Source organism: Lactobacillus sp. WILCCON 0059 (assembly GCF_057197985.1).
Genome location: NZ_JBUBHN010000001.1, coordinates 1270270 through 1296680, shown reverse-complemented (window position 1 = coordinate 1296680; position 26411 = coordinate 1270270). Strand labels below are relative to the sequence as shown.

Sequence of the window (26411 nt, the reverse complement as noted above, 5' to 3'; positions counted from 1 at the left end):
TTTATATCTTAATGGCTAGCATGACTCCGATAGAATGTGAAAGAGGTAACCCCAAGTAAAAGACGATCTTTGGGGTTATTTTTGTCACCCTATTTTTTGTAATTTAGCTTAACAACGGTTGAAAAGCGGAACTAGAAGTAGTATAGTGCTAATTTCCCAGGATTTTACAACTCAAACCACACGGTTGGCAGATTTTCTGCCAACCGTATTTCTTTTTATGCATGACTTTCTAGAAACGCGAGGATCTCAGCTTTGGTTCGGGTACTTTTATCAATAGCTTTTAGTAATTCCTCCTGCTCTCGGTGCTTCTTGAGCTCATAGAGGGCATCAAGCTTCTCTGACGCTTTATCGCAGCGCTCTTTGAGGCGCCGGAGCTGTTCTTCTGTTTGGGAGATCTCGGCTTCAATTGTTTTAATACTCTTCGTTCTCGGCATCTTCATCATCGTCTTTCTGTTCTTCCGGCATTGCGGCGTTCTTAATGTCTTTTCCAATCAGTCTTGCCTGTGCTTTGATCCATTCTTCGTCTAGCCCAAAAGCGCCTAGTATTACTTTCTGGGTGGCTGTGACTGCGTGATCTAGCTTATAGTTGCCGTTCGGCTGGCGTATCAGCTCAATCTTTTCGAGCTCTTTCAGTGCTGAAGGCACGCTCAGATAGTTAGGCTTGCCCGGCATTTCGGCTTTACGCTTTCTCAAAAGCGTGTAAATTCTTGCCCGGATTATCAAAGCGATGAACTGAATGAAGATCTTAGCTTCAGCTGCCTGGCTGCTTGCGACTCTAAATGAGCGGTTGCCAAGGAAAGTCTTATCACTGCCAAACAGCTTCTCTGAGATATCGCGGCTCTTGTAAAGGTTCAAAGCTTCTGAAGCCGTCATCTTTTCGGAGGTCACGATCGCGAAATAGCCGCACAGCTGCAGCTCTCGTTCGATGACATCTTCCCGTTCCTCGTAGCCATAGAACTTGTCTTTGTGGTAGGTGAGCTTGAAGTAGTGCTCGTATCGTTTGGGAAGCTTGTATTCTCTGCCTTTTATCTTGTCCATCTCGGCTTCCATTCGGTCCAGATCAGCTTCCAGTCTGGCACGCTCGCTGGCCTGCTTCTTGGCCTTGTAGTAGATGTGGAAGTAGCGGTCAGTGTCGTCATCCGCGTACAGTTTGGCTTTAACAGTCATGCCGTAAGTCCGGTATGCCTTGATTGAGCAGGCTCTCTTTGATTCGAATTCACCCATGTGCTCCATGATCAAGCCGTGCACAAAGGAGGCTCTGCCTTTAACCATCATCACGAAATCATAGTCGCACGAGTCCATGAATTGAATATTAGCCTTACTGAAGTACCCGCGATCAAGGATGAAGCCTATCTTCTTATAGCCGTAGCCGCGAATCTTCTCCAGCATGTATTTCAGCTGCGAGACGTCAACGATACTGCCCGGGTAGCTCTCGTAAAGCAGGGGCTTCTCATTGGTCATATCGTAAGCAATCGAGTAGTTGATGATTGGTGCGCCAACGTCATTCTTAGGGTGACCGTATTCAGCCATCTCAATATCTCCAGCCTTGCAGTTCTTGTTGGTGGAGTCATAGGAAACGTAGATTTTCTCATTCTTGTCATGGGTGGCGTTCCAGCTGTTCAAGAAGTCGACCCTGTCATTGTCATCGATCTCGCGAATGAAGCGCGAGATTGTAGAGTCGCTGTAAATCTTGTTCTGTGGCGTCATCAATGGATGGTTGTAGGCATAATCCGGGAAGTGCTGAGCCACGTTGCTTTCTGCGATAACAGAGTAAGCGGCCAGGTCAAGGAGCAGTCCTTTTCCCCGATCATCCCAGCGCTTCAAGTGTTCAGCGAGCTTGTAGTCTTCAATAATTCGTCTGACTACAGAGAAGGCACCAATTCGAATACAGCTGCTTCTGGATTCATTGACTGGTTCAGCCGCCGTTCCTTCGGCGGGAATCTCAACATCAGGGAAGAATTTTTCGAAGTTGGGGTTAGGGAACATCATTCCCGGATGATCAGGGTCAGCTTTCCCAATGGTCGTTCTTCTGGCGACGTTGTATTTCTTCTCGGGAAGGTACTCTCTAGCATAAGTGTATTCGATGTAGGTAGTCTTGCCTCGTTTATTTCTGGAAATTTTACCAGTGTTCTTAGGAATATTTACTAGGCAGTTGTAGTACATGATGCTCTCCTTCATTGAGTATGATATCATACTCAAATTATAACATAGAAAAGCACATCAATGCAAGCAAAGATGTGCTAAAAATACAGTATTTTTGCGGCTTTAGAGCACTTTCTCAGAGGACTTGAGTTTGATTGGCCTGGGAAGTTAGCATATAGTTATGTTGTTCGGAAGTGTAATGTAAGCACCCAATAGCAGAGTATATTAAAATCCCATCCTAGCAATGCTAAGATGGGATTAATCAGTTTATGGGACTTTACTTGCAGTGGAGCTGAACATTCTCAGCCCATGGTAAATAGGCTTCCAGACGTTGATTGTCTAATAATGACAGCTCATTGGGCAGCTTGTCTAGAAGATAGTTGATATATTTGAATTGATCCAAGCCATTTTGCTTGGCAGTTTCGAGTATGCTCATAATGATAGCCATGGACTTGGCGCCGGAACTGCTCTGTGAAAAGAGCCAGTTCTTGCGTCCCATGACGATCTCTTTGACTGCTCGTTCTGCTCTGTTGTTGGACAGTTCAAGGCGACCATCTTTTAGAACGTTCATGAACTTGTCCATGTGCTTTATGCAATACTGGAAGGCCGTCCCCAGCTTGCCGGAAGGCAACACGGAGATTGATTTCTTGGAGCACCAGTCGGAAAACTTCTCTAGCAGAGGCTTTAATTCAGACTGACGCTTCTCGTATCTCTCTTCAGCGGAAAGATCTTCCCAAGCGTGCTCCAGGCTAAACATTTGATTACAGTAGTGGATCCCTTGATTAGCCACTGAAGTTGCGTCTGATTCTCTAGCCTTGTCTTTAGGCAAGGAATCATGGAATTTGCGTCTTGCATGAGCCATACAGCCTACAAGAGTCACATCCTGTTGGCTTAATCGTAAATAGCCAGGATATTGATCACAATGAAGGTATCCGCTGAAGCCTGTGAGGAAATCCCACGCTTCGGCACCTTTTCGTGATCCATGGTGATACAGGACAATCGGCTTCTCGGCATGCTTGCCTGATAAGAAGGTCCAGACGTAGTCTTTAGCTCTTTCGCTGTCTAAGACTCGATATGGCGTCTCATCTGCGTGAATGACATCCAGCTTTAGCAGCTCTTTTCTCAAGAGCTCGTAAAGGCTGGAGAGGTAGTACTCGCAGACTTTGATATGCCAATTCGAAACCGTCTTGTGATCAAGCGGAAGGCCCATGCGCCGCAAGTCTTTCTCCTGTCGGTAGGCAGGAACCTTGAGAACATACTTCTGATAGATCGTATCAGCGATCAAAGAAGCTGATCCAAGACTGTTGGTTAACGGTGCCTTGGGTACAGGTGCTTTGATAATCTTGTCAGCTGGTGCCTCATCACTGCAGTGCTGGCACTTGTAAGAGTGTTGGATGTGATCGATTCTCTTAACTTGGGCTGGAATGTACAGCAGCTCTTTTCTAGCACAGAAGCTGCCGATCTCTTTCAGCTCGTGCTGGCAGTCTGGACATGTAAGGTCATCCAAACGATGATGAACCTCCTCGCCCGGCAGAGAATCTAAGATATCTTGCTTTCTGCCGACTTGCTTGCGTCTCTTATAGGTAATAGTTTCGGTAACGCGAGGGTAAGTCCTCGTCATCTTGAGAGGCGTTGTCTTCCTCAAAAAGGCTCAGCTGATCTGGGTTGACAGCTCTCTTCTCGGAGGACTTGCCATAAAGCTTATTAGTCAAATAAGCAACTTGTTCAGTAAGAAGGGCAACCTGCTTGAGCAATTCTTCGTTATTTGCTTTGAGCGTTTCAATTAAAGCTGAAGTTTCTTTATCAGTCATGGTTGTTGTCCCTCCTTGATTCATAATCATAAGAATACCAGAAAAGCTCGTGAAATCAATAGAATTCACGAGCTCTTGCAGTATTAATTTTAGGATCAATGGTAAAGCCTTGCATCAAGCGCATGACTTGTTCATCGGACAACTCTCGAACTTCGTCTTCATTGTTCGGCCATGCCAGCTTCCCGTTCTCAAAGCGTTTATAGAGCAGCCAGAATCCCTGGCCGTCCCAATATAGTGCCTTGAAGCGATCTCTTCGGCTGCCGCAGAAGAGAAAGACACTTCCAGAGAAGGGATCGAGATGGAAGCTCTTCTTAACTATGTAAGCAAGCGAATCGATTCCCCGGCGCATGTCGGTCTTACCGCAAACAATGAACACTCGACCTAATTCAGCCAGATTAATCATGGCTCAAGAACCTGTCCACGACTTCGAGCATAAGCTCGCTAGTGGCATCACTGTAAAATGACAGCTCAACTCCATTGGACTTCAGATTGAGAACGAGCCTGTTCTTTGGAAGCTTATTCCTAGGTCTGAGTTTGCCCTTCGGCAGCTCAAGCGGTACGATTGGATGTTCAGTCATAATATCGTGTTCCTCCGTATTCAATTGTTAAGAACAGTATATGACTATTGCCCGGGGGGTGATAGATACCGCGCTATTGGGTGCTTACAGTGTAATTAGCTTTTACAACAATCTAATAGTGCTTCTTTGAAAGTAAATGAAGGCTTCTTACGCTCTTTATAAGCTGTAATTAAACAATACAACAGGAAGAAGAGGAACAATGTGATGGAAACACAGAAACTGAAAGAGATTGCCGAATTATCTTTCGGTAAAAACAGCAGTAGAATGACCAAAGAAGAGCAAGAAAACATCTATAATGTAGATTCTCTTAAACAAGATCTAAATTATCTAGGTGAAATTAAACCGTCAAAGCAGGTTGGCACTTCAGCCACCTTTAATGAAGGGGATTTAGCCTTACGACTTATTAATCCTCAAGCAGCCGTAGTATCGCCGGCTACTGCAGGCTCAATCCTTTCCTTAAACTTTGCAAAAATCGTTCCTAATCTGACAAAAGTGGATGAATGGTATCTTTGCTATTACTTAAATGAAGCAGAAGATGTTCAAAAGCAAATCGAATTATCAGCGCAAGGGCAAGTCTCAACGATTAAGCGCTTGGGAGCAAAGTTTTTGCGCGAGCTGAAAATTGTCTTGCCTGATCTGGACAAGCAAAAGGAATTAGGTCAGATTTATCGCAATTGGTTGATCTATCGGCATCAAATTGAAGAAGCCCTTGTACAGCAAGAACAATTAGTTTTCAACGCAATTGCTAAGGAGTGCACCAATGATTAGCAAAGAAAAAATTGATCAAATCAGCAAAGATATAATACTGAGAAGTGGATTCGGCTTTGAAAATGGCAGTGCTACTTTCGGATTGGTAGCTTACAAGATCTTGTCTGATCGACAAAAAGCAATAAAGCCGGTAGACGAAGATGAATCAAAAGATAAAATTGGCTACTACATTGAACCTAACTATTTGTTTGAGAAGGTTGCTCAAAGAGCTCGCACAAATTCAGAAAATTGGAATGAAGCATTTCAGAAGTTCGCAGTCACCAACCCACTGCTTTCAGATATGTTTATCTCAGAGTATCCGCATCTTGGCGAAATCAAAGATAAGTCATTAGAAGACTACCTTACGACTTGTGATTTCACGGGATTTTCTGTAACTGAATCAAGTTACTTATTTGATAAACTGTTGGAAAATTATTATTCAGATCAAAGAAAGATGTATTTAGGCGATGCCCCCGTACAGACGAGAAAATTGATTGCTGAAATTTTGGCCAGTGAGGCAAAGAAAGGGAAGGTATCAATATTTGACCCTGTAGCAATGTCTGGATCACTCTTGCTAGCTATGAAAGAAAAGTTTCAAAGTCAAGTGGAACTGTTTGGTGAAGAATTTTCTCCAAATACACTTCGTTTGTTAAAAATGAATATGCTGGTTCATGGGATAAACACTCAAATAATTCATGATAACTTCGTTAGGGGAGATTTTCTGAAAGACGAAGAGCTTGGCGCAAACAGTAAATTTGACATGATTCCAATGATACCGCCATTTTCAAGACATTGGGATGCAAATCCAGAATTTTTGAACGATCCTTGCTTCTCTGAGGTTGGAGTATTACCTCCTAAGTCTAAAGCTGACTACGCGTATGTGTTGAGAGGATTACAACATCTGAGTGAAGATGGAACTATGGCTGTAATGTTGCCAACTGGCGCACTGTTTAGATCAGCGGCTGAAGGTGAAATTCGAAAATACCTTTTGGAAAAGCAAAATATCCATGCAGTAATTTCACTGCCACAAGGTGCACGTAATTTCACTGCTATCTATACCGTGCTACTTATTTTCAAAAAAAAGAAGACAGACAAGATATTATTTATTGATGCAAGTCGAGATGGAGTAAAGAACGCTACTCGCTTAAAACAGAATTTTCTTACCGAAGAAGGGGTTAATAAGATACTGCATACTTACCGCAACCGAGAAGAAGTAGATCGTTATTCAAGATTGGTCAACTTAGATGAAATTCGTGAGAATGACTATAATTTGAACATTCCACGCTATATCGACACGTTTTCTGAGAAAAAGATCGATGTTGAAGCAACGATGTCATCCATATCAGCGAAGCAGAAGGTAATTGAACAGAGCAAAAAGGAAATGATCGAGCTGCTGAATAAGCTTGACACTCCAGAAGCCCGCCAGGCCATCAAAGCCGTAAGTATCTCTGAATAATTGCGAAAAAGTCGGTATAATTAAGCTAGCAATAATTCAATAATAGATATGTGTGGCTGAAATAAGACGAGGGATTACAATGAGCAACTTTAGTTATAGCGGACAAGATTACCAAAGATACGCAGACTTAGCTATGTCCGCGGAAAAAATGATTTTTGATAGCCCAGAAGCCAGTCTAGTATCATTTGGCATCTTTGCTGAGCAGCTGACTCAAGAAATCTTTAAACTTGATGGCCTGGTTGACTGGAATTTGAATCAAAAAGAACGTATCGACAAAATGCGGCGCTCCTCCAACGATTATCCTGACAGTGTGACCTATTACTTAGACGACATTCGCCGGCGGCGGAACAAGGCTGCTCACGACAGTAGCTATCGGCCGACAAAAGATGCTGCTTTAAAGGTTGATAAAGAAGCGTACGTCATCTGGACCTGGTTCTTAGAGACTTTCACCCAAGCTGAAATTTCAGACTACGTAGATCCAGTTGACAGCCATAAGGCCGTGGTTAATGAATCTGAAAAAATCAAGCAGCTAGAAGCTGAGATTGCAAAATTACGGAAGCAAACTCCTGTCCAACCAGTTTCAGCAGAGACCAGACAGAAGCGGCATGAGATCAACCTTGATTTTGCTAAACGGCACAAACTGACTGAAGATGAAACCAGAGAACTGATTGACCAGCAGCTTAGGGATGCCGGTTGGAAAGTTGACTCTAAGAAGTTGAACAATTGGACTAATCACACTGTGCCTGAAAGTGGACAGAACGTTGCCATCGCTGAATGGAAATTTAAAAACGGTGAAAGAGCGGACTACGTTTTGTTTATGAACAAAAAGGCTGTGGGTATTATCGAGGCCAAAAAGTATGACCAAGCCGTGCAAGGCGCTTTGGAGCAAGCCCGGGACTATTTGAAGGATGCCAAAGCAGAAGCAGACTCTGATCCATATAAGGTTTCAGAGGCAGATTTTATCTTTAGCACCAATGGTCGGCCTTATCTTGAACAATTTAAGGAGCAGTCTGGCATCTGGTTCTGGGATGCCCGCAATCCTGACCACCCCGACCGGGCTCTGGAATCTTGGTTAACTCCAGCTGACTTGAAAATGAAGATGGATGCCGAAGTCGAAAAGACCGCGGATGAAAGCTTAGCCGAGGACACGGATTATCCAGATTTTGCGGCTCGTGACTACCAGATTGCAGCTATCAAGTCGATTGAAGAAGCCATTCGTGATCATAAGTCAAAAATCTTGTTGGCCATGGCCACTGGTACGGGTAAAACCAGAACCGCAATTAGTCTGATGTACCGTCTCCTTAAGCATAAGCGGGCCCGCCGGATTCTCTACCTGGTTGACCGGCAGTCCTTGGCTGACCAAACAGCAATTGCTCTTAAAGATGACAAAGTCAATGGCCAATCAGTTAGCGATATTTACAGCGTTGCTGAATACTCGCAAAAGGTTCCGCAATCAACAGACAAAATCCATATATCAACTGTCCAAGGGATGGTCAACCGGCTCTTTAATACGGAAGATGGAGAAAGAGAAATCTCTCCTGGTACTTATGACTTCGTGATTGTCGATGAAGCTCACCGGGGCTACTTTGAAGACAAGGAAATGTCTGATGAGGAAGTCAAGTTCTATGACCAAAGTGACTATGTCAGCCAATATCGGCGGGTTGTCGATTATTTTGACGCAGTTGCAATCGGTATGACGGCAACCCCAGCCTTGCAGACAGTTCAGATTTTTGGTCAGCCTGTCTACACCTACAGCTACCGGCAAGCAGTCTTGGATGGTTACTTGATGGACCACAATGCTCCGCACGTTATCAAAACCAAGCTCTTAGAAGAAGGAATTCATCTGAAGAAGGGGGATCATGCAAATGTCTACAACTATGACAAGCAAACCCTTGAACAGGTAGAATTGCCAGATGACCTGGATTTTGACGTCGATTCCTTTAACAGAAAGGTCGTTAACGAGAGCTTTAACCGAATCGTTTGCCAAGAATTGGTCAAGCAGCTTGATCCAACTGATCGGGACTTAGGCAAAACCTTGATCTTTGCGACTAGGGATGATCATGCCGATATGATTGTTCGATTGCTGAAAGAAGAGTTTGCTAAAGCTGGTCGTCCAGTAGGAGCGAACGTGATTATGAAGATTACGGGTCAAGACCGTCACCGTGAAGATCACATCAAGGAATTTAAGAATGAAGAGTTCCCTAACATCGTTGTCACGGTTGACTTGCTGACGACAGGGATTGACGTGCCATCAATTGCCAACCTTGTTTTCTTGCGGCGGGTGAAGTCCAGAATTCTCTTTGAACAGATGCTGGGTCGGGCAACCAGAAAGTACGAAGGTATTGATGCCTTCAACATTTATGACGCGGTTGGCCAGTTTGAAAGCATGGCTAAGTATACTGACATGGGCCAAGTGGTTAAGGAAAAGTATGTCCACAGAAGCATCATGGATATGTACAAAATGATCGAAAAATCTGAAGATGAGGACGACTACCGCGAGTACCGGACGCAGCTGGTAGCTAAGGTGCAGCGTAAGCTTCAGCGAATGGACGACAAGCAGAAAGAAAAATTGGCTAAAGCGGGTCAATTCCAGGAAGACTTGACTGTTTGGACACGTAAGCTGGAAAACATGGCAAAAGAAGAGCTTTTGGCTACGAAAAATAAACTCGATTTAATCGAAGAATTTCGGTTAAAGGAGAATAAAGCTGTGATCTCAAATGAAGAAGACAAGCTGATTTCAAGTGAACAGGTTTTTGGCGATAAATTGGAAGAGCCAGACGACTACTTGGAAAGCTTCAATGCTTTTATAAAGAACAGCATCAATGAAGTAGCAGGCCTGCAGCTGTTGATCAACAGACCAAGAGACTTGACTTTGAATGATCTTAACCAGATCTGCGAAACCCTGGAAGCTAGAGGCTACCGCGAGCAAGACTTGCAGACGGCTTGGAAGAAGACGAACAAGGAAGCAACGGCTGCTAACATCATCAGCTTTATCCGCAAGGCGGCGATTGGTACGCCTCTTCAATCAGAAGATGAATTGATCAAGCGGGCCATGGACAAGGTTTATGGAATGGCTGATTGGACTGTTCCGCAAAAGAAGTGGCTGCAGAGAATTGAGAAGCAGCTGAGAGAAAACAATATTTTAGGGCCAAACGCGCAAGAAGCATTTGATGAGAACGCGACCTTCAAAGCTAAGGGTGGCTATAAGATGATGCAGCGGGTATTTGACAATCATGCTGATGACATCGTAAATACGATTAACGACATAATGTTTGCCTAAAGAGTAAGAGAGGAAATACATGAATAATCAAGAAATCGTTCAGCGGTTATGGAATGAATGTAACGTTCTGCGGGATGATGGGGTTACCTATCTGGACTATCTGACGGAATTGACCTACATTCTGTTCTTAAAGATGAGCAAGGAACAAGGCCAGGAAGAGCAGATTCCGGAACAGTACCGCTGGGATGAACTGGTCAAGCGGGATGGTGAAGACCTGCAGCAGTACTACAAGCAGATGTTGCTGGACTTGGGGGATGCAAGTAAGACCCCAAATAAGAAGCTGAATGTTATCTACGCTAACGCGACGACAAGTATCAAGGATCCAAAGAATTTGTACAAGATCATCCATGTTATCGATGACCTGGACTGGTTTACGGCTAAGGAAGAAGGCTTAGGCGCGCTTTATGAAGGGCTCTTGGAAAAGACAGCTAATGAGACCAAGTCAGGGGCAGGTCAATATTTCACTCCGCGGCCACTCATTAACATGATGGTTGAAATGGTTCAGCCTAAGGTTGGGGAAAGACTGAACGACCCGGCTGCTGGGACTTTTGGCTTTATGGTTGCTGCCAACGATTACTTGCGTGAGCAAACTGATGACTACTTTGACCTCTCAGCTAAAGAACAGGATTTTGAAAAGCACGAAGCTTTTTCCGGGATGGAATTAGTGCAAGACACCCATAGATTGGCATTGATGAACGAGTATCTGCATGATATGGATGGCCGTTTGGAATTGGGTAACTCCTTGTCTGCTGCTGGTAAGTGGATGAAGGACTTTGATGTTGTTCTGACTAACCCGCCTTTTGGTACGAAAAAGGGTGGTGAAGGGGCAACTCGTGACGACTTGACTTATTCAACGTCTAACAAGCAGCTGAACTTCTTGGAAATCATCTATAACTCACTGAACCGTAGCGGTCATGCCCGTGCAGCCGTCGTTGTGCCGGACAACGTGCTTTTTGCGGATGGCGTGGGTGAAAAAATCCGGCTTGACTTGATGAATAAGTGCAACCTGCATACGATTCTGCGCTTGCCAACGGGGATTTTTTACGCGCAAGGCGTGCAAACCAATGTACTGTTCTTTGATAGAGGGACGACGGATCAAGATAACACCAAGGAAGTTTGGGTCTACGACATGCGCCATAACATGCGGAGCTTTGGTAAGCGCAATCCTTTGAATAAGAAGGACTTTGAAGGATTTGAAAAAGCCTACTGCGTTGATGATCGAAGCAAGCGGGTGGAAGACTATGACGCGGAAAAGAACCCGAATGGCCGCTGGAGAAAGTTCAGCATCGATGAAATCAAAGCACGTCCTAATACCAGCTTAGACATCTCTTGGATTGGCGACGAGGAAGACAAAGAGGATCGTCCATTAAGCGAATTGCTAAGCGATATGGTGGAGAAGTCGCAAAATATTGCTGACGCGGTTAGTGCTTTGCAGAAGGCCTTAGAAGGGGTAAGCGATGAAGACTAATCTGAATGTTGATACGCAAGCGCTTAGAGAGAAGATTCTAGATCTAGCCATGCGGGGGAAGCTGGTTGAACAGGATGCCGGGGATGAAAGTGCAACTCTAAATTTGAATCGTGCACGCAAAGAAATTGAAGATGCACATGCAAGAAAGATGCTTCGACAAAATAAATATGTTGAAGCTAAGAAGCCTCCGTATTTTCCAAAGGAATGGGAGGCAGCAAGGCTTACTGAAGTGTGCATAAAAGAGGATAGCGCAATTAAACGTGGCCCATTTGGTAGTGCTATCAAGAAAAGTATGTTTGTGCCTAAAAGCGCTGAAACTTTTAAAGTATATGAGCAAGGAAATGCTATTAATAAAAGTGTTGATTATGGTAACTATTTCATGCCGAATAGCGAATTTGAGCGACTTCGTGGATTTGAAGTAAAACCCGGGGACATTATTATTAGTTGTGCGGGAACAATCGGTAAATATTATGTATTACCACCAAATTGTCCAAGAGGGATTATCAACCAAGCGTTAATGAAGTTGACAATTGATGAATCTATAATGTACAAAGAATTTTTCTTGCTTGCATTTGACCATATAACAGACCAACTGATTGCCAATGCCAGGGGCTCTGCGATGAAGAATTTGGCATCATTAAAGTATTTGAAAAATGAGGTTGTTTTTCCTCTCCCTCCATTGGCAGAGCAGAAGCGAATCGCAGCAAAGGTTTCGGAGCTGTTTGAACTGATCGATGTGATTGAGAAGAACAATACTGAGTTCCAAGATCTTGAACAGGCAATGAGATCGAAATTGCTTGACCTTGCAATGCAAGGCAAGTTGGTAGAGCAAGATCCTAGTGATGAGCCAGCAAGCGAACTGTTGGAGAAAATTCAAGCTGAGAAGGCAGAGCTGGTGAAAGAAGGCAAGATCAAGAAGAGTAAGAAACTTCCAGAGATTACTGATGATGAGAAGCCTTTTGACATTCCAGATAGCTGGGAATGGTCTCGTTTTGGAGAAATATCTCTTAAGAATATCGGTGGAGGGACACCAGATAAAGGTAATCCTAAGTATTGGAATGGCGAAATACCGTGGATGACGGTAAAAGACGTTCACGAGGGCGATATTTACGAGGATAAGACTAGAGATTCTATTACTACTTTAGGTTTAGAGAACAGTAGCTCAAATTTGATTCCTAAAGGAAATCTAATTGTCGTTATGAGAATGGGAGTTGGCCGTGCAATCATTTCAAAGATAGATACCGCGATAAATCAAGACCTTAGAGCTTTTATTTTCTCTAATGACATAACCAAAGAATATTTAGTCAACATATTTTCAGTATTAAATTTGCCAACATCCGGAACAACGGTTAAAGGTATCAAACTTAATGATTTATTAAAGGTGCCGATCCCTTTGCCTCCACTGGCAGAGCAGAAGCGAATTGTGGAAAAGCTGTCAGAGCTGTTCGGGCAATTGGAAACTATCAAGCAAAATTTGACTACTGTTTCCTAGAAATTGTTAGGGGGTCACTTCCATGCCGCATCTGAAGTTGCAGTCAAATGACTTTACGATCTACTTTTGTCTCGACAAGCGTAATACCAATTCAGAGTGGATTAATTCCTCAATTGAAGTTATTCATAACGAGAGTCAAATCTTCTCAGTCAAACCATTATGGTACAACGATGAGCCGGAGACACTACTAAGTGAGGTTGAAGCTTTTCTCCAAGGCATAACAAGATATGAGCAATTTTCTTTAATAGATGATCCCACAGTCGAAATTTCATTTGATCATGAGGATCAAGTATTGACCCTTCGACTATACTATAGTTTTGACTTAGCAGATCACTTAACGATCTACTTAGAATACGATCAAGCGACCTACCTGCGCGAATATCTAAAGCTCTTGCTTCATAAGACAGAAAAGAGTTCGCAAGCTGTTCAAGAATTGCTTGATGCAGGTATTTTTCAAGGAGACTGAAGGCCAACGAGAAGAACTAGCCAAACCACCAAATGACTTCGGTACAACACCGGAGTCATTTTTCTTTCAGCCGAACTTCATCCCTCCCGCCGCATCTTCCTGTACTCGCTCGGCGTCAGCCCGGTGGCCATTTTAAAGGCCCGGTAATAGGTACTGACGCTAGGGTAGCCGACGATCTCACTGATCTCCTCGATACTCTTGGTCGTCAGCTCCAGGAGCGACTTGCTGATCGACACCCGAGTCTCCGTCTTCAGCTGGCTGAAAGTCTGGTCAAAAAGCTGCCGGATCAAGCGGGATAGATACTTGGGCTGGTAACCGAAGTGGGCAGCCATTTTTTCCAGAGTCACGTCTTGAATATTAGCTACCAAATAGTTCATGATCATCCCCGTCCTGGTCATCGGATTAGCATAGTGGACATTGCTGCTGGGAAAATGCGATGAATCCAGCCGGACTCTGGCGTGATAGTGCCGGGAAAGCTCTGTCAGAAAGCCCGCGCAGGCCAGAGACAGTTCATAATCAACGAAATAGCCGTCTTCACCTGCCTCAGCAATCTTCTGGCAGAAGTTCAGCCCCTCATGGCAAATCATGTTGTCCAGACCAGTATAGTGCACGTAGCTCTCTGCCTGGTCCAGGTCCTTAAAGATGTCGTGGACCAGCCCGTTATTGGCCATGGTGAGCATGTCGAGCACCACCTGCCGCTTAAAGTCCAGACTGACCAGTCTTATTCTGAAGTCATCTTTGTTGAAAAAAGCCAGCCGGGGAAACTTCCTTGAGATCACGATATCATAGGCAGCCAGCTGACAGGGCAACTTGTTTAAGACTGCATGACAAGGAGAGAGGACTTCAACTAACTCCAAGTGAAAGTCTGAGCTATTTTCTTCGCTATCTTTCTCAATAAACGAATCATGGCTAATCTCAATACTGTCAATGACTTCCAGCTCTTTAAACATTTTCTTGCTCCCTTAAATAGTTACTTTTTGCTAATGATTTAGATACCTTGCTTAATTACTATTATACTTTCTTCACGATACAATGTAAGCGGTTAAAGAAAATGAGTAAGGAAAGCAAGGAGAACTACCATGTCATATCAAGACGGAAAGTACCAAACTGAAGCAGAAGGCCTGCACGGCCCGGTTAAAGTCGCTACCACCATTACTGGCGGGAAGATCAGTGCTATCGAGGTCCTGGTCGGGGCTGGTGAATACCAGTCTAAGGCTAACGACGTCATTGCCAACGAAATCATCGCCGCCCAGTCAACGGATGTCGATGCTGTTTCTGGCGCCACGGTCTCTTCTAACGCCATCATGACCGCTGTTAAAAAGGCCCTGCAGGAAGCCAGCGGGGAGAGCCAGGACAAGACTAGCGAAGAATTGACCACTGACCTGGCGATTGTCGCTGCAGGCCCGGCCGGCTTGGCTGCGGCAGTCTCTGCTGCTGAACAAGGAGTCAAGGTTGCAGTTTTTGAAAAGGAAAAAATCACCGGCGGGACCGCCAACATGGGCATGGGGCCACTGGGGATCAACACTAAGATCCAAAAGGCCAACTTCAATGAAATCTCAGTTGCCGAAGCCTTGAAGAACCAGATGGAATACACTCACTACCGGGCTAACGGCCGCCTGGTTGCCCGCTACTTCAAGCAGTCTGCCTCAACCATCGACTGGCTGGAAGGCATGGGGGTCAAGTTCGCCGGGGCTTTCCGTTACTTTAAGGAATCCAACGCTACCTGGCACATCGTTGACCCAGGAGATGGCAAGATCGGACCAGGCTGCGCCTCTGCCATGAACAAGGCCTTGACCAAGCGGGCTGAAGAACTGGGCGTCAAGTTCTACCTGGAGACGCCAGTTAAACAGCTTTTGACCGAAGATGGCAAGGTGACCGGCTTAGTTGCTGAAAGCGAAGCGGTCAAGTACACCGTCCATGCTAAAGCCGTTGTAGTTGCAACTGGCGGCTACGGGTCAAACGCTGAAATGCTGAAGGACCGGCAGGGATTTAACCTTGACAAGGATTTCTTCACCTTCAACGTGCCTGGCATCAATGGCGAAGGCTTGAAGATGATGTGGGAAGCCGGTGCCCAAAAGTACGGTGATACGGTTGAAATGATCTACATCCTGCCGCACAACTTGGAATACATGGTCGCCGACGGCGTCCTGCGCCAGCCAAACCTGATGATCAACCAGAAGGGCGACCGCTTTATGGATGAAGGGATGCTGGGCAACACTACTTTTTCCGGCAATGCCATGTTTCTGCAGCCGGGCCACTACGCCTATGTCATCATGGACCGGGCAATTTTGCAAAAGTACCAGAAAGTCGGCCCGGACATCATGGACATCGTCCACCCGGCCGCTGGCTTCAAGATGCTGGACCCGGTGATCAAGAAGGCAGAAGAGAATGGCTATGAGGCCATCATTACGGCTGACAGCGTCGGCGAATTGGCTGAAAAGTTGGACATCCCAGTAGATAAACTCCAAAAGACCATCGACGATTACAACAGCTACTGTGATCATGGCCAGGATAGAGAATTTTTCAAAAATCCTGACTACCTCCACAAATTGACCGGGGAAGGCGGCTACCTGGTCGGCAAGTTCTACAGCGGTGCTTATGGCACGGTTGGCGGCGTTAAGATTGATGAGAACTGCCAAGTCCTGGATGACGAAGACCAGGTTATCCCAGGCCTTTTCAGTGCCGGCTCTGATGCTAACACCATCTACGCCGACAGCTACAACTTTACCCTGCCGGGCAACACCATGGGCTTTGCCGTAAACTCCGGCCGCATCGCCGGCCTGGAAGCAGCCAAATTCATTGAGGAATAATTTTTCTGCAAAATCCAACAGATGTGCTGAAACTGTGCTTTTCTTTTCATGTCTTTCTGGCGCATAATAATGGCCATAGACGAAAGGAACACAATTATGAAAGAAACAGAAATGATTTACCTCAAGGACACAGTGAAAAGCAGCAACATTATCGCCGGAAAGTACACCTACTATGCCAAGGAAAAGGCGGATGAAGATTTCGAAGAAGACTGCGTCCTTTATAACCGGGAAGACCGGGCCAAACTGATCTTTGGCAGCTTCACCAGCATCGCTAATGGCGTCCGCTTCATTATGCCAGCAGCTAACCACTCCATGAACTCTATTTCCACTTACCCCTTCATGGCTGTCAAAAAGGACTGGTACGAAAGATCCAGCATGCGGGCTGAAGACATGCCGGTCAAGGGGGACACGGTGATCGGCAGTGACGTCTGGATCGGCCGGGGAACAACCGTCATGCCAGGCGTCAAGATCGGCAATGGCGCTGTCATCGGCAGCCGGGCGGTTGTTGCCAAAGACGTGCCAGATTACGCTATCGTTGCCGGTAACCCGGCCCGTCTCATCCGCTACCGCTTCGACCAGGAAACGATTGCTTTTCTGAACAAGCTGGAATGGTGGAACTTCTCTGATGAGCAAATCGAAGAAGCCATCCCGTTTTTAACCAACCTTGACTTGGAAGAATCAAAGGCAGGCCTCTTAAATATCAAGAATAGGGCAAAGTAGACAGAACAATAGAACAGCAAAAGACGACTGACCTGGGTCAGCCGTTTTTTTCGTCTCGAATAATTGATGAAGCATTATTCTTTCTTTACGATAGTCTGGGGTGCTTGTATTATGGCGATTGCTTGTTTGATATAATTTAATTACGGAAATGATTTGTCTAATTTAGGAGAACAGAAAAATGGAACTCACAAAAATTATCACTGGCGTATCAGCCTCAGTCGCACTGCTTTCAGCAGGTGCTTTTATCTCTGTAGTACCGCAAGCAAGCGTACAAGCCGCATCTAAGTACCAAGTACGTGTATCTAAGAAGGCTTATGTCTACACCTCAAAGGGCAAGAAGACCAAGAAGTCTTACAAGAAGAATGCCAAGCTGACCGTTTACGGTACTAAGACTATCAAGGGGAAGAAGTACTATAGCCTTGGCAAGGGGCGGTACATCCGTACTAGCAATGCCAAGAAAGTATTTGTTCGCTACAGCTATTCCACGCAGACTAAGAAAATCACCAGAACTATTAAGCTCTTTCAGCCAACAGGTGAGAAGAAGGTAATTCAGAATGCCTACATCAAGCGGAGTGTGAAGACTGATAACAAGACCAAGAAAATGACTTATGGCAAGTGGAGTACTTCTTTTTGGAAGAAGTATACTGTAGCCAAGGTAGAAGGCTATACCGCCAGTCGTTCTAGCGTAGGTGCGGCTAAGGTAACTTACAAGCGAAAGAATCAGACTATCAAGGTGACCTACAAGAAGAATGCTTCAGCGGCTAACAGCAGCTCAAGTACTAACTCATCTTCTACGTCTAAGCAAACTAATAGTGGATCAAATGCTTCTAGTAGTTCAAGTTCTGTTAAGAAGACCTTTACTGTAAAAGCAAATAAGGCAATAACAACGTCTCGTGGAAAAGAATACAAATACACTATGTATTCAAGAAATGGTTCTTCCTTTGTAAATGAAGGCGAAACTACAGCGATGGATGGTGAACAGACATTTAAAGTTTCTAAGCAAGCAACTGATTCAAAAGGAAATACCTACTATTATGTTACAGATACGGATGACAATAAATATTGGGTATTATCAACTGATACAGATAAGCCAGTTACACCACCAGCTGTAAAGAACACTTTATCCATCATATCTGCAAACTTCAACGTTAAGAGAGATATTAGCTCAGCAGACGGAAGCAAGAATATTGATATGTTTACTTTGAATTCCGATAACACGCTGAGTAGAAAGAAGAATGCTGCAACAACGGAATATTTTGAAGGAGCCTACTACCCTATTGTTTATCACGTATCAGCAACTGCTACGGACAAGAATGGCGTAAAGTGGTACAACATTGCTGATCCATTGGACAACAATAGTTCAGTCTGGGTAAAAACTGACGGTTTTACCAATACTAATCAACCAGCTGGCTCAACTCATCCAATTTTAGTTTGGGATGAATATTGGCAGAAAAAGACCTCCGAAGATTTCCTTAAGTTATTGAACGATATTAGAGCTAAAGCTGGAAATGGAGCTAAGCCATTAGTTTATGCATATGATAAGCAAGATGAAGTAAATCGAGTTGTAAAGAAATATGCTGAAAAATCAGCTGCAAGTGGATATGAAAATTTTTACCACACTACTAATGGTATTGATATTAAAAGGGATGCTGAGAATAATAATGGAGTGTCATTAGGAAAGAGTATGAACGATGTTAGTTCAGCCAAGATGGCGTATTCCCTATTAGATTCTTTTAAGCAAGCTATTAGGGCAGAAAAAGAAACCTATGATACGGGCCATACTGGATTTGGCCAAACTACTGGTCACTATATCAATATCATTAATCCTACTTTTAAAAAAGTATGTATTGGCTCAACTGCTGTTACTATCAATGGTAAAGCATATGTCGTTGAATACCAAGAATTCTGGAAGTAATATTAGCGGCTAAGCTTGCAATTACCCGTTAAACCCCGTAAAATTGACTTAGGTCGGGTTAGCACGACCTAGTAGTATTATTTTTTGGTCGGCCGTCCTTGTGACGGCTTTTCCTTTACCCTTCTGAATAGCATTACATCAAGATAACTAAACCAGAAAATAGCATATAGATGGCAAAAGGCTCTGAGTACCCAAACTTAGGGCCTTTTGTTACGCCTTATTAGATTTGCATTTACCGCTTCTAGCTCTAATAGAGTACCTATCTTGGAAAATGTGCCTACATTTCTATTTATATATGTTCCATTTTAGGCACAATAATGGTATACTGTAGGTACAGAAAGTTGAAAGGAATGACCAAAAAATGACTACTACATTTGTACAAAAAGTTAACGTAAAACTCGTCAAGAAGGGACGTAAGTATTGGAGCTGTATTCAGCATTGGCAAGGCCATGGCGGCATTGAACGTGATTACGAAGTCAAAATGCTGATCGATGATTCCAACAAGGATATCGAGGCAGGAACAGAACTCACTGACTACCTGGTTGAAGTCCAAAAGGAAGAGAGCAGATACGGCACTAAGCGCCTCCTTGTCCCAATCGGCAGTAAGCAATACGAAGATGAGCGTTCTGAAAGCATCTATAACGCCTTCAAGAACAAGTGGGAGGATGAGAGTTTTATTCCATCTCCTAGTGACGTTAGATATGCTGAAGATCAAAGAGAAGAACTCAAAAACCTCAACGTCACTGAATATGACGAAGAGATCAGTAAACTTGTCCGTTTAGGCGTTGCTAGACGGAATATCAAGTATATCCGTGAACAGTTCGCTGATGACATGTACATCAACGAAAAGAGAATCGATAACTTGCATCATCTTGGCTGCTTTATCTATGATGATGAGCTTGCAGAAATGCGGAGAAAAAAGGTAGAAGCTCAGCAAGCTGAACGTGAAACCAAACGGGCAAAGAGAAAGCAGTGGCTAGAGAATCACTTTACTCGCCAGATTCCAGCAGACCGCAGCTCTGAGCCTAAAATTGGTAGCATGACTGTCTTGGCCAAGAAGGCAGCAAATGGAGACACTACTTACCGTGCAGGGAAGTGTATCTCAAGCCGCTTTGTCAGTGACGAAGACAATGTATCTGGCTATGGTGACATCTACTATGTAGAGTACGAAGATGTCTCTGATACAGATGCAGGCAAGGAACTGATTGAAAAGTACAAGGCCCAAAAGGAAGCTGGTAAAAAGGCAAAGGAATGGCGTAAGTCACTGCGTAATTTAGCAAGCTGGGTAGAAGAAAACAATCAGTTGGACGATAAGCGCATCAATTTGAGATTTAATGACTTAACCATGCTTTTTGACGATCAGAATATCTATGGTGGCGGTGAAACTATTGCTTTAGACACTGATAAGAAGCAAGTTTGGTACATCATCCATCACCATGCGGACGGTGACAACTGGGCTGCTAACAATATCTACTTTAGTGAGCAGGCACCAGATGGCTTCGGTGACGCTGAGCTCGCCAAAAGCGGCGTTAACTGCGTCTCCTTGAAATTGTCAGCATAACTAAAAAAGAGGTAAAAAATGTGGACAAGATAGAGCTAAATGAGGAAAGCTTGAAATACATTCATAAAGCAGAAGCATTGCTTAAAAATCAAAATAACAGTCGGAAGATGATTGCTGAAAGAACAGGGATTCCATATCAGACAGTACGTCATTTTGTATCTAGTCCTGAGCGCTTAATGCACACCAAGTGGCCCTTGGTCATGCTGCTGGCACAGCTTTATGATGAATTAAGTGAAGAATCAAAGTAGAAAGTAAAAAATCAGCAAAAGAACGACTGACCTAACTCAGCCGTTTTTTCGTCCCAAGCAATTGAATCTGCCTTTTTCAGAAGCAAAAACTGGCTAAATATGTTAAAGTTTCATATAGATGAAAGTGCTTTTTGAAAACTTTCTACTGCTTGACAACGAGGAGAAGAGCTATGGATGACAACGAAATGTGGCAGGCAGTCCAAACTTGCGACCAGGCTTATGATGGAAAATTTTATTATGTCGTGAAGACTACCAAAATCTTTTGCCGGCCTTCTTGCAAATCAAAAGTTCCTAAAAGGGCCAATGTTGAATATTTTACTACGCGGGAAGCAGCAGAAGCAGCTGGCTACCGTCCCTGCAAGCGTTGCCGGCCTGACTTGCCTGCCTATGATCCGGACCGTGAGCTGGCTGAAGCAAGCAAGGCCGTGGTTGATCACTATTTCAGCGACCAGGAACAGCTGAATAATAAAATTAAAGAGCTTGGCGCAAGTAAAAAGCACTTGTCGTTGCTGTTCAAGCAATATTATGAAATGCCGGTCAAGGATTATTTGACCCAGGTGCGCACTGATGCCGCCAAACAGGCCTTGCAGGCTGGGGCCAGCGTTCTCGATGCAGCCGGCGCCGCTGGGTATGAAAATATATCAACTTTTTACGCGCATTTTCGCCGGCAGACCGGAATGCCGCCGGCAAAGTACAGGCAGATTTTTGCCAGCAATATCAGCCGAGCCGTGATGGACACGCCAATTGGACCGCTCAGGATTATTGCCTCGCAAGACGCCATTCTCTGCATTGAACCAGCAGGCGTGCAGCAAAAGCTGGCTGGCAGGGATGCAGACAAAATCCCGGCTGACCGGATCATCCCCGGCGACCCGTCAAGCGACTTGGTCGAGGCCTGCAAAGCGGAACTATCTGAATATTTTGCCGGCCAAAGGCAAGACTTTGATCTGCCTTTGAATCCGAAAGGAACGGATTTTCAGAAGAAAGTTTGGGAGCAGCTGCGGCAGATCCCGTATAGCGAAACCAGAACTTACAGAGAACTGGCGGAGATGACGGGAAGCAAGGAGGCCTCACGGGCCGTGGGCATGGCAAACCACTGCAACCCAATCTTGATCTTAATTCCTTGCCACCGGGTCATTGGGGCTGACGGAAGCCTGACTGGATACGCGGTGGGCCTTGAAGCTAAGCGTTATCTATTAGACCTGGAAAAGGGCGGGGTAAAAAAGTGAGCAAACTAAAAGACGGCTGATTAATTTCAGTCGTCTTTTTCTCTATCTCTATTTGATAAATGACTTCAAGTAGTGGTAAGGGTGCTTGCTTTCTTCCGCCTTCAGCTTTTTCTTCTTAGCCGCCAGCTTCTCGTTGTAGCTGGTCGCCTTGGCATTGTAGCTGGTTGCCTTGGCGTTGTATTCCTTGACATCTGCTTGCAGCTTCAAGCTGTCAGTAATCACCTTCATCGGGTTTAGCCAGGTGCCGTTGTCCCGCCAGTAGTTCTTGTAAGGGTGACCATGCTTGCTGATGTAGTCAGCGCTAGTCTTGGTGATCCCCAGGTGCAGGTGGGAGTCAGTCAGCCGGCCAAGCTTATCGCCCAGCTTGACCTTCTGATCTGCCTTAACCATAATGTCGGACCGGTTAGCAAAACCTTCCTGGTAAACTTCCACGTAGCCATCTGGAGAAACGACCCAGATGTACCAGCCAAGACCCGTGCAGTAGGCAACTTTCTTAACCGTCCCCGGGTGAATGGCCAAAACCGCTGCCTTGTTGCCGACCTCGCTCCAGCCAAAGTCCCAGCCGTCATGGAAGTAGGACTTCTTCGGGTAGACCCGCCGGCAGACGTCGGTCTTCCCGTAGCGCTGGCCAGACAGGTACTTGATCTTCTTGGTGTAGCACTTGGCGAATGGATAGCCCCAGATGTCCTTTTCAGCCACCGTCTTCTTGGCCTTCAAGGCCTTGGGCTGGGTCGCCACCAGCTTGATATCCTTTTCCACCGGATAGTTCTTGATGTAGAGACCCGCGAAAGCGAAGAGGGCGGCAAAAAGTGCCACCGTCACGACCCCGCCCCAGATCCGCTTGCTCTTATTCTTATTATTTTTCTTTTTCTTGCTCATTAATATAAAAAGTCCTTCTTGTCCAACAATACATGCTCATCAATGTCACTTTTTAAAAAGACTTCCAGGTCCCGGTCAAAGTTGTAGGCTAACTGCCGCTTAGGCAAGTCGCTGATCTTGACCCATTCCAGTTTGCCTTCCCTTGAAGCGTGGAGACTCCCTGAGAACTGATCTGCCCGGTAGAAGAAGACCAGGTAGCGCCGGTCCAGCTTGTCAAAAAACTGCTTGAAGCCAACCAAGCGGGGACTGACGATGTCTAAGTTGGTTTCTTCTTTGACCTCGCGAATGACTGAATCATGAAAAGACTCATGTTTTTCAATATGACCGCCCGGGAAAGCCAGACCTGGCCAAACCGGATCCTCCCGGTCGATGGTCAAGACCCGGTCCTGGTCCACGATCATACACATATTAGTTAAAGTTGTAGGCTCCGTCCGGTCCATTTCCCTTTCTCTTTGCCTCCTGTCATCCAAAATGCTGACAAAACTACTCCCAATTATAGCACAGAGATTATTTTTTTGCAGAAACCGCTTTTTGCCAGCTGACTTATGATAAAATCTACTTTTGGATAAAGGAGCGCTTACTAATGAATTTAAGACTTAACAGACTTGCCGAAATGGTTGATCCAGGCAGCCGCTTGGCCGATATCGGCACCGACCACGCCTACCTGCCCATCCTCCTGGTAGAGAGCGGCAAGATCAGCCACGCCATCGCCAGTGACGTTGCCGCTGGCCCCTTGGAGAACGCGAAAACTGACATCGCCGCCGCTGGCCTGTCGGAGGCAATTGAAACCCGGCTGGGTTCAGGCCTGGAAACCATCAAGGAGAGTGACCAGATCGACACGGTCGTCATCGCCGGCATGGGTGGCAAATTGATGGTCAACCTGCTCTCTGAAGCTGCCTCCCGGGGCGTCTACTACCCAACTTTGGTCCTTGAAGCCAATATCGGGGAAAATACCGTCCGCCGCTGGTTGATGGTAAACAAGTATGAGATCGTCGCTGAAGACATCGTCTATGAAGCAGGCCACATCTATGAACTGATCAAGGCCAAACTGACTGACCAGGTTCACGAATTGACTGTCCGCGAGCAGGAATTTGGTCCCTTGCTCTTAAAGAACAAGACTGATGTTTTTTATAAAAAGTGGCAGGGGCAGGAAGCCTACTACCAAAAGCTCTTGGCTAACCTCAACAAGGCCCGGGAAAAGGACTTGACCCGGATCAAGGAAGTCGAAGACTTGCTGGCCATGATCAAGCAGGAATTAGGTGAGGAAAATGACTAAAGTAAAAGACATTGTTGCTAAACTCAATGAAGCTTTCCCGGAAAGCATCGCCAGCGCCGGTGACCCGGTTGGCCTGCAGATCGGCAGCCTGGAAGCACCGGTCCACAAGATCCTGGTGACTTTAGACGTCCGGCCAAACGTGGTCGATGAAGCTATCAAGCGGGGAGCTGACCTCATCGTCAGCCACCACCCCTTGATCTTCCGGCCGGTTAACAACCTGGACTACAGCGACCCGCAAAAGGCGATGTACGCCAAGATTATCGCTAATGGAATCACCGTTTACTCCATCCATACTAACTCTGACAAGGCCCAAGACGGGTCAAGCGACTGGCAGGCTGAAGAGCTTGGCCTCTTGGACGTAACGGGTTTTGCCCCCGATGACGATGGCATCGCTATTGGCCGGAAGGGCCGCCTGCCTAAGGCAATGAAGGCCATTGATTTTGCCCACTACGTCAAGGAAAAGATGGGGGTGGACATGGTCCGCTTGATCTGCGCTGACCAGGATAAAATGGTGGAAACTGTCGCCTTTGTCTGCGGGGACGGGAACAAGTTCTGGAAGCAGGCTTTACGAGATCATTGTGACGCCTACATTACCGGTGATGTCTACTACCACACTGGCCATGACATGATTTCGTCTGGTTTGGTAGTGGTTGACCCGGGCCACTACACGGAGAAGCTCTTCAAGTATGAAGCTGCCAAGCGCCTTAGAGCCTGGCAGAAGGAAGAGGGCTGGGAGCTAGAGTGCATGATCAGCGCTGAATCAACCGATCCCTTCCGGAATATTTTTGACTAAGTGAAATATTTTTGATTATGTAAAGGTAAAAGGAGAAAAAATGGAATACCCAACTTTGCTGCCAAGATTTTTGAAGTACGTCAAGATCAACTCCCGGTCAGACGAGCACTCTGACCGCTTCCCATCCACCCAAAGAGAAGTGGACTACCAAATGGTCATCATGAAGGAACTGGAAGAATTGGGCTTAAGTGACGTTCACTACAACGAAAAGGCCGGCACGGTCATCGCTACTCTTCCTTCCAACGTTGACTGGGACGTGCCGGTCATGGGCTTTTTGGCTCACTGCGACACGGCTGACTTCAACTCAGAAAACGTTAAGCCGCAGATTACTGAAAACTACGACGGGGAAAGCAAGATCCAACTGGGCGACAGCGAGTTCTACCTGGATCCGGACGTTTTCCCGAACTTGAAGAAGTACAAGGGGCAGACCATCATCTCAGCTTCTGGTGACACACTTTTGGGCGGGGACGACAAGTGCGGGGATGCCGAACTGGTAACCTTTGCTGAATACCTCCTGGCTCACCCGGAAATCAAGCATGGGGAAATCCGCCTGGGCTTCACGCCAGACGAAGAAATCGGCACTGGTGCTCAACACTTTGACGTGGATGACTTCAACGCTGCCTTTGCCTTCACGGTTGACGGGGAAGGCCCGGGCAAGCTGGACTGGGGGACCTTCTCAGCAGCTCAGTTTGAATTGGACATCCAAGGCGTTAACGTCCACCCAGCTGTAGCCAAGGGGCAGATGATCAACGCTATCCAAGTCGGGATCGATTTCCAAAACTCCCTGCCGCAAGACGAAGTGCCGGAAAAGACTGAAGGCGAAGAAGGCTTCTACCACTTGATGGACTTCTCTGGTACGGTTGACAACGCCCACCTGGCCTACATCATCCGTGACTTTAAGCGTGACGGCTTGGAAGCCCGGAAGAACCTGGTCAAGGGAAAGGTGGCTGAACTCAACACCAAGTACGGGGAAAGAATCAAGTTGAAGATGTGGGACCAGTACTACAACATGGCTGATGAACTGGCCAAGCACATGGAAATCATTGATCTGGCCCGGGATGCCTACAGAGCCTGCGGCTTGACTGAAATCAACGAAGAACCAGTCAGAGGGGGCACGGACGGGTCTCAACTGACTTACATGGGTCTGCCTTGCCCGAACCTCTTTGCCGGGGAAGAAAACATGCACGGCCGCTACGAATACACGGTTCTGGAATCAATGTGGAAGGCTGTTGACGTCATGATCAAGATGGCTGAACTGCAAGCTGACCGGAACAAGTAGGAGTAACAAGAAAAGAATAACTGAAGGATAGGAGCTGCTCTAGGGCGGCTCTTATTTTTTGCCTGTGAATAACTTGGCCGGAGATAGGGTAAAAAGATACCGTGGAACAAAAATCGGAGAAAAAGGCTTACAGAGCTGAAAAAGAAAATGCCGTAATAGCAGGCTTTAAAGCCTGCGATAGCGGGTTAAAGTTAAATGATAAAAATGGCAGCTGTTAAGAAAATAATAGCTGCTATCCTTGATATAACAAGCTTTTTGTCCTTT

General features: G+C 45.7%; 24 protein-coding genes. 15 read left to right on the top strand and 9 right to left on the bottom strand.

From position 1 onward, the window contains the following. Positions 1-215: 215 nt before the first annotated feature. From ACYVUT_RS06195 to ACYVUT_RS06170, 6 genes are all read right to left on the bottom strand, one after another. Positions 216-434: a hypothetical protein gene (locus ACYVUT_RS06195; RefSeq protein WP_484499460.1), complete on the bottom strand. Its 219-nt coding sequence runs from the start codon at positions 432-434 to the stop codon at positions 216-218. After that, positions 412-2163: an IS1634 family transposase gene (locus tag ACYVUT_RS06190; protein ID WP_484501648.1), complete on the bottom strand. Its 1752-nt coding sequence runs from the start codon at positions 2161-2163 to the stop codon at positions 412-414. The genes ACYVUT_RS06195 and ACYVUT_RS06190 overlap by 23 nt, the downstream gene beginning before the upstream one ends. A 256-nt stretch (positions 2164-2419) precedes the next feature. Beyond that, positions 2420-3763, bottom strand: a complete 1344-nt coding sequence (locus ACYVUT_RS06185; protein WP_484499283.1) for an IS66-like element short variant transposase — start codon at positions 3761-3763, stop codon at positions 2420-2422. Next, entirely contained in the window at positions 3720-3953 is a 234-nt protein-coding gene (locus ACYVUT_RS06180; RefSeq protein ID WP_484501692.1) for a transposase domain-containing protein, read from the bottom strand. The genes ACYVUT_RS06185 and ACYVUT_RS06180 overlap by 44 nt, the downstream gene beginning before the upstream one ends. A gap of 55 nt (positions 3954-4008) precedes the next feature. Then, on the bottom strand, positions 4009-4356 hold the full coding sequence (gene tnpB, locus ACYVUT_RS06175) for an IS66 family insertion sequence element accessory protein TnpB (protein WP_484499044.1): 348 nt from the start codon (positions 4354-4356) through the stop codon (positions 4009-4011). Next, the gene (locus tag ACYVUT_RS06170; protein WP_050890867.1) at positions 4349-4531 is read right to left on the bottom strand and encodes a hypothetical protein; all 183 of its coding nucleotides are present in this window, start codon (positions 4529-4531) and stop codon (positions 4349-4351) included. Before ACYVUT_RS06170 ends, tnpB begins: the two co-directional genes overlap by 8 nt. Positions 4532-4735: 204 nt before the next feature. On the opposite strand from ACYVUT_RS06170, the gene ACYVUT_RS06165 reads away from it, so the two are divergent. The 6 genes from ACYVUT_RS06165 (at position 4736) to ACYVUT_RS06140 (ending at position 13440) form a co-directional block, all read left to right on the top strand. Further along, a complete protein-coding gene (locus ACYVUT_RS06165) occupies positions 4736-5299 on the top strand; it encodes a restriction endonuclease subunit S (RefSeq protein ID WP_484501691.1) in 564 nt (187 codons plus the stop codon). Then, positions 5292-6734 carry an N-6 DNA methylase gene (locus tag ACYVUT_RS06160; RefSeq protein WP_484500323.1) on the top strand — a complete coding sequence of 481 codons (1443 nt, stop codon included), beginning with the start codon at positions 5292-5294 and terminating at the stop codon, positions 6732-6734. Before ACYVUT_RS06165 ends, ACYVUT_RS06160 begins: the two co-directional genes overlap by 8 nt. Before the next feature lie 79 nt (positions 6735-6813). Next, positions 6814-10014, top strand: a complete 3201-nt coding sequence (gene hsdR / locus ACYVUT_RS06155) for a type I restriction-modification system endonuclease (RefSeq protein WP_484501690.1) — start codon at positions 6814-6816, stop codon at positions 10012-10014. Positions 10015-10033: 19 nt separating this feature from the next. Further along, positions 10034-11482, top strand: coding sequence for a class I SAM-dependent DNA methyltransferase (locus tag ACYVUT_RS06150; RefSeq protein WP_484500321.1), 1449 nt, complete (start codon positions 10034-10036; stop codon positions 11480-11482). Continuing rightward, on the top strand, positions 11472-12974 hold the full coding sequence (locus ACYVUT_RS06145; protein WP_484501689.1) for a restriction endonuclease subunit S: 1503 nt from the start codon (positions 11472-11474) through the stop codon (positions 12972-12974). The genes ACYVUT_RS06150 and ACYVUT_RS06145 overlap by 11 nt, the downstream gene beginning before the upstream one ends. A 22-nt stretch (positions 12975-12996) precedes the next feature. Next, entirely contained in the window at positions 12997-13440 is a 444-nt protein-coding gene (locus ACYVUT_RS06140; RefSeq protein ID WP_484501688.1) for a hypothetical protein, read from the top strand. Positions 13441-13517: 77 nt separating this feature from the next. On the opposite strand, the gene ACYVUT_RS06135 is transcribed toward ACYVUT_RS06140, so the two are convergent. Beyond that, on the bottom strand, positions 13518-14390 hold the full coding sequence (locus ACYVUT_RS06135) for a helix-turn-helix transcriptional regulator (RefSeq protein WP_484501687.1): 873 nt from the start codon (positions 14388-14390) through the stop codon (positions 13518-13520). A 129-nt stretch (positions 14391-14519) separates the two neighbouring features. Between ACYVUT_RS06135 and ACYVUT_RS06130 the strand changes: the two genes are divergently transcribed. The 6 genes from ACYVUT_RS06130 (at position 14520) to ACYVUT_RS06105 (ending at position 21920) form a co-directional block, all read left to right on the top strand. Then, positions 14520-16250: an FAD-dependent oxidoreductase gene (locus ACYVUT_RS06130; protein ID WP_484501686.1), complete on the top strand. Its 1731-nt coding sequence runs from the start codon at positions 14520-14522 to the stop codon at positions 16248-16250. A 96-nt stretch (positions 16251-16346) separates the two neighbouring features. Continuing rightward, positions 16347-16970, top strand: coding sequence for a CatB-related O-acetyltransferase (locus ACYVUT_RS06125; protein WP_484500317.1), 624 nt, complete (start codon positions 16347-16349; stop codon positions 16968-16970). Positions 16971-17148: 178 nt separating this feature from the next. Continuing rightward, positions 17149-18885 (top strand): mucin-binding protein, encoded by a 1737-nt coding sequence (locus ACYVUT_RS06120; protein ID WP_484501685.1) that lies wholly within the window; start codon positions 17149-17151, stop codon positions 18883-18885. A 361-nt stretch (positions 18886-19246) separates the two neighbouring features. Beyond that, the gene (locus ACYVUT_RS06115) at positions 19247-20446 is read left to right on the top strand and encodes a hypothetical protein (protein WP_484501684.1); all 1200 of its coding nucleotides are present in this window, start codon (positions 19247-19249) and stop codon (positions 20444-20446) included. A 20-nt stretch (positions 20447-20466) separates the two neighbouring features. Continuing rightward, positions 20467-20694: a hypothetical protein gene (locus tag ACYVUT_RS06110; RefSeq protein WP_484500313.1), complete on the top strand. Its 228-nt coding sequence runs from the start codon at positions 20467-20469 to the stop codon at positions 20692-20694. A 170-nt stretch (positions 20695-20864) separates the two neighbouring features. Next, positions 20865-21920 carry a bifunctional transcriptional activator/DNA repair enzyme AdaA gene (locus tag ACYVUT_RS06105; RefSeq protein WP_484501683.1) on the top strand — a complete coding sequence of 352 codons (1056 nt, stop codon included), beginning with the start codon at positions 20865-20867 and terminating at the stop codon, positions 21918-21920. 48 nt (positions 21921-21968) lie between these two features. Here ACYVUT_RS06105 and ACYVUT_RS06100 read toward each other — a convergent pair whose 3' ends face one another. Both ACYVUT_RS06100 and ACYVUT_RS06095 read right to left on the bottom strand, forming a co-directional pair. Beyond that, on the bottom strand, positions 21969-22799 hold the full coding sequence (locus ACYVUT_RS06100; protein ID WP_484501682.1) for a M23 family metallopeptidase: 831 nt from the start codon (positions 22797-22799) through the stop codon (positions 21969-21971). Then, positions 22799-23239, bottom strand: a complete 441-nt coding sequence (locus ACYVUT_RS06095; RefSeq protein ID WP_484500310.1) for an NUDIX domain-containing protein — start codon at positions 23237-23239, stop codon at positions 22799-22801. The genes ACYVUT_RS06100 and ACYVUT_RS06095 overlap by 1 nt, the downstream gene beginning before the upstream one ends. A 143-nt stretch (positions 23240-23382) precedes the next feature. Here ACYVUT_RS06095 and ACYVUT_RS06090 point away from each other — a divergent pair, with 143 nt between their 5' ends. From ACYVUT_RS06090 to pepT, 3 genes are read left to right on the top strand one after another with little or no spacing between them, the layout of a single operon-like run. After that, on the top strand, positions 23383-24075 hold the full coding sequence (locus ACYVUT_RS06090) for a tRNA (adenine(22)-N(1))-methyltransferase (protein WP_484501681.1): 693 nt from the start codon (positions 23383-23385) through the stop codon (positions 24073-24075). After that, entirely contained in the window at positions 24068-24868 is an 801-nt protein-coding gene (locus ACYVUT_RS06085) for a Nif3-like dinuclear metal center hexameric protein (RefSeq protein WP_484501680.1), read from the top strand. The genes ACYVUT_RS06090 and ACYVUT_RS06085 overlap by 8 nt, the downstream gene beginning before the upstream one ends. A gap of 40 nt (positions 24869-24908) precedes the next feature. Next, positions 24909-26147 carry a peptidase T gene (gene pepT / locus ACYVUT_RS06080; RefSeq protein ID WP_484501679.1) on the top strand — a complete coding sequence of 413 codons (1239 nt, stop codon included), beginning with the start codon at positions 24909-24911 and terminating at the stop codon, positions 26145-26147. Positions 26148-26411 lie beyond the last annotated feature (264 nt).